Origin of the sequence: Myxococcus sp. AB036A, from assembly GCF_006547355.1 — a bacterium.
GTDB classification, from domain to species: Bacteria; Myxococcota; Myxococcia; order Myxococcales; family Myxococcaceae; genus Myxococcus; species Myxococcus virescens.
The window spans coordinates 1-3,370 of the sequence record NZ_VHLC01000204.1; the positions used below are offsets into that span (position 1 = coordinate 1).

Consider the following 3,370-nt stretch of genomic DNA (forward strand, 5'->3'; position numbering starts at 1 on the left):
CCCACCCCCGTAGGCGCCCCTCCCGCATGCTCCACCCGCGGCCCCCACAGCCGCTGCTGCACACACTGCGACAAATGCGCCGACCCGTCCGACCGGCGAGTCGCGTGGACCCCCATCCACGCGTCTTGCCAGCGGCTCGCGGTGCGCGCTCACCACTCCCCAGCGGGAGCACGCCTTCCCACAAAGCGCGCCATGGGCCCCCACCCAGGCACACTCCCTCCCGCCGGTCTCGGACGCGCCCGTTTCCGGGCACGTCAAGTCGAACGGGCCGGCCAACCCCTACACGCCCTCAGTGCATTGCCGTACGTCCATCTCCCGTGTCCGGGGACACGCGCCGCGTCCGGGAAGGACGCTCGAAGTACTCGACGACCAGCCCACCGAAGGGCACCCGCGGGCCATCCGCACGCGGGTCCTTCATCCGTTGGAGGAGCGCCACCGCGGAGTCCACGGCTTCGTCCACGGCGCGGTTGATGCGCTCGCGCTCCCAATCCCCGCCACCGAGCACCTCGGAGGCATCCACCAGGCAGCGCCGCAGCGCCGCGAATTCGTCATAGAGCGAGCGGGCGCCCCGGTGCGCCGACAAGCGCAGCACCGCGCGCGTGCGGCTCCAGGGGCTGGACTCCTCGCCCGCGAGCGTCCGGCCCAGCTCGCGGATGAAGGGCTCCACCAGGTTGTCCAACTGGGTGGGTGCGCCCCGCGACGCGTCCGAATCGGGCGCCGCCAGCACCATCCGTCGCCACAGCGCGGAGATTCGATCCGGCTGCTGACGGAAGAACCGCGCCAGCACGGCTGCCTTACGTCCACGCTCGCTCATGTCCAGTGCCTTCCGCATCGCGTACGGAAGCCAAAGCAATCCATCGGCCAATGCCCCTGGGATGAGTCTTCCCAGTGAAATCAGCCATTTGCCTTGAAGGGATGGGCAGGCAGAGGAGCAGCGCGCCCGTAGAAACTACAGGCCCCGCCCTGTAGTCATGGCAGGACGGGAAGGGCGGCGTTCAGTGGAGGGTGGGCTTCGGCGGCCGGCCGTTCAGGCCGTCTTCGTCGTCCAGTTCACCCGGGAGGTCGCCGACGGCGCTGTCCGCGGGCGCCTCGCCATCCTGAGCCTCCAGGTGGGCTTCCGTGCCCTGCGAGCCCGCGGGCCAGTCCGGCCAGGTGGAGTCCCCGGCACTCACGGCGGTGCCCTGCGCCTGGGCCTGCGCGGCCTGGGCGGCCAGCAGCCGCAGCGCGGCGTCCTCCGCGGCATCCTGGGCCGCCATCTCCGCCAGCTTCGCGGCGCGCTGCTGACGGCGGCGGGCATAGGCGGCCACGCAGAGGAAGGACGCGCTCAGCCAGACGAGCGCGGAGCTGGTGGTGAGGGGGAGCCAGCCGTAGCGCGCGGCCAGGCCTTCACGCCAGTCGGTCTCCTCCACCAACAGCGAGGTGCGGAAGGCCTTGCCGAAGGCCGTCTCGAAGGGCTCGCCGCGCGCCACGCCGTCCACGAGCGCGGCCATGGCCTGGGGGCCGAACTTCGCCGACAGGTGCGCGACGAAGGCGGCGCTCTGCGCGTAGGCGATTTCCACGTCCGACGGCACGTCCGGCCAGGCCCGGTCGAGGTGCTCGAAGTGGAACACGCGCTCCTGGGTGACGGCCCGGAAGAGGGCGGAGTAGTGCGTCAGGGAGTAGCGCTCCCCGGTGACGTACTGCGCGACGCCTTCCTGGAACCAGCGGGGCCACGACGGGGCCAGCTGCCCCAGGGCCACGTGCGCCAGCTCGTGCCGGAGCGTCTGCTGGCCCTCCGGCTCATGGAGGCTGAGCGCGTCCAGCAGGATGATTTGATGGGCGGGGTAGGCCAGCGCCACGGCCCACCCCGGGGGCTTTCCGCCGGGCAGCGCCAGGGCCTCGAACTCCTTGCGGCCCACGCCCAGGCGAATCTCGGTGACGCCCGGCCAGTCCTTGCCCAGGATGGTGCCGAACCGGTCTCGGACATCTTCAATCTGCCGGGACAGCTCGTGCGCGGCCGCGGTGGCGGCGGCGGTGTGGAGGATGCGGAAGCGCTTCGTCGTCACGTCCCCGCTGACCTGGGGCGGACGCGTCAGGGGCACCAGCGCGGCGTCCGTCACGACGTCATGGGCGTGGGTGCCATGAGGGCCGCCCGGTTCCTGGGCCCAGGCCCCGGGGGCGGCGAGCAGCAGGAGCAGGACAAGCAGGTGGCGCATGTGCGGCGGCCTCACGTTCCCACTGACATAACAGCCTCGCCCCAGGTTGCAGCAACCTCACCGCGCGGCGCGGTGCGTCAGGAGTCGCCGTTGGCTTTCTTCTGGGACAGATACGCCACGTTGTCCTCGACGCGCGCATAGTCGCGGTCCGCGAACGTGGGGCTCTTGAAGGTTTCCAGCAGCTTCTGGTGGGCATCCAACACGGAGCGGACCTGCGACTCGAACTGGGTGCGCTGGCGCTTCAGCTCGTTGATGTCCTCCACCACCTGCACCAGCCGCTGGTGGGCGCCGTGGACAATCTTCTCCGCCTGATGCTCGGCGTCCGCGATGATGATTTCCGCTTCCTTCTTCGCGGCGTCCTTCAGGTCCTCGCTGATGCGCTGGGCGGTGACCATGGTCTCCTGGAGGGTGCGCTCCCGTTCCTGGTGTTGCTCCACCTTGAACTGGGTGCGCTTCACTTCCTCCTTGAGCGCGATGTTCTCCTTCACCACCTCCTCGAATTCACCGGCGATGAGCTCGAGGTAGGCCTCCACCTCACGGCGAGAGAAGCCGCGCAGGGCCGTTTCGAACCGCTTCTGCCGGATGTCGAGCGGAGTGATTTTCATGACGCCGCAGTGTAACGCAGGGGCGTCACATCTCCAGGAATCGGCCCTTGACCTGGGCGCCGGCGCTGGCGGGTGGTGCTTGCAGGGTTGCCCGGCGGGCGGGCGTCAGCGGCGCGTCGCGTCCCACTGAGACACGACGGCGCGCGCGGCGTTCTGTACCCCCGCGGTGAGCCGCGAATCGACAGCGGCGTCCTGGACGGCCCGGCGCGCGGTGGGCGTGCGCTGGAAGACGAGCCCGTTGAGCGCCTGGATTTTCAGCGCGTCCGGCAGCCGGGGGTGGCGCACCACATTGGCGAGAATCTCCTCCGCGCGGGCGTGCTGGAACAGCGTGACGGCCCTCAACGCCGCCTGCTGGATGCGGGGGTTGGGGTCCCACAGGAGCGTGGCCAGCGCGTCCAGGGCGCGGGCATCTCCCAGCAGCGCCAGGTCTTCGATGGCGATGGCTCGAATCTCCTCCGGCGCGGGCCGCACCGCCTCCAGAAGGCCCCGCAGGAGGGCGGCGTCGTCCGTCGCGGGCGCCGGGGCGGCCTCCACCGGGGGCGTGGGCGCTGGACCCGGAGGGGGCGAGGC

At 70.8% G+C, this 3,370-nt stretch carries 4 protein-coding genes; all 4 read right to left on the minus strand.

Features of this window, described 5'->3' with window-relative positions; genetic code table 11:
- Positions 1-289 precede the first annotated feature (289 nt).
- Positions 290-832 carry a hypothetical protein gene (locus FL344_RS37960; protein WP_090494907.1) on the minus strand — a complete coding sequence of 181 codons (543 nt, stop codon included), beginning with the start codon at positions 830-832 and terminating at the stop codon, positions 290-292.
- A gap of 163 nt (positions 833-995) precedes the next feature.
- On the minus strand, positions 996-2,195 hold the full coding sequence (locus FL344_RS37965) for a peptidase MA family metallohydrolase (protein WP_194863409.1): 1,200 nt from the start codon (positions 2,193-2,195) through the stop codon (positions 996-998).
- Positions 2,196-2,272: 77 nt separating this feature from the next.
- Positions 2,273-2,800, minus strand: a complete 528-nt coding sequence (locus tag FL344_RS37970) for a DivIVA domain-containing protein (protein ID WP_011553162.1) — start codon at positions 2,798-2,800, stop codon at positions 2,273-2,275.
- 105 nt (positions 2,801-2,905) lie between these two features.
- The coding region (locus FL344_RS37975) for a HEAT repeat domain-containing protein (RefSeq protein WP_228565665.1) at positions 2,906-3,370 on the minus strand (465 nt) is incomplete at its 5' end.